Here is a 725-nt window from a genome sequence, read left to right on the forward strand (position 1 = left end):
GTCAGACGGTGGTGAGGACGTCCTCGATCTCGCCGGCGTAGAACGCCTTGGGGCGGGCGCCGATGACGGACTTCACGAGCTCGCCGCCCGCGAAGACGTTGAGGGTCGGGATCGAGACGATGCCGTAGTCGGCGGTGAGCCGCGGGTTGGCGTCGGCGTCGACCTTGACGATCTTCACGCGGCCGTCGTACTGCGCGGCGAGCTCCTCGAGCACGGGCGCGACCATCCGGCACGGCCCGCACCACTGGGCCCAGAAGTCGACGATCACGGGGATCGGGGACTCGAGGACCTCGGTCTGGAAGGTGTCGTCGGTGACGGCGGTGAGGGTGCTCATCAGGCCTCCTGGACCAGGACGGGTGCGACGGTCGTGGGGACGGGGTCGACGACGTCGTGCGCGGTGTCGCCGAGCGCGGCGAGGTAGTGCTGGGCGTCGAGCGCGGCGGCGCAACCGGACCCGGCGGCGGTGATCGCCTGCCGGTAGGTGTGGTCGACCACGTCGCCCGCGGCGAACACGCCGGGGATGTTGGTCCGGGTCGAGCGGCCCTGCACCGCGACGTAGCCGTTGTCGTCGAGCTCGACCTGCCCGACGAGCAGCTCGGTGCGCGGCACGTGACCGATCGCGACGAACACGCCGGTCGCGGGATGCTCGCGCGTCTGCCCGGTGACGGTGTCGCGCAGGGTCACGCCGGTGACCTTGTCCTCGCCGTGGATGGCGACGACCTCGG

At 71.4% G+C, this 725-nt stretch carries 2 protein-coding genes; both read right to left on the reverse strand.

Translation table 11 applies throughout. From position 1 onward, the window contains the following. Position 1 precedes the first annotated feature (1 nt). Complete coding sequence (trxA, locus tag OMK64_RS20180; protein WP_272730138.1) at positions 2 to 334, reverse strand: thioredoxin; 333 nt, start codon at positions 332 to 334, stop codon at positions 2 to 4. Next, positions 334 to 725 (reverse strand): NAD(P)/FAD-dependent oxidoreductase (locus OMK64_RS20185; protein ID WP_272730139.1); only part of this gene is annotated, 392 nt, incomplete at its 5' end. The genes trxA and OMK64_RS20185, both read right to left, overlap by 1 nt.

This window comes from Cellulomonas fimi (assembly GCF_028527925.1).
GTDB classification, from domain to species: domain Bacteria; phylum Actinomycetota; class Actinomycetes; order Actinomycetales; family Cellulomonadaceae; genus Cellulomonas; species Cellulomonas fimi_C.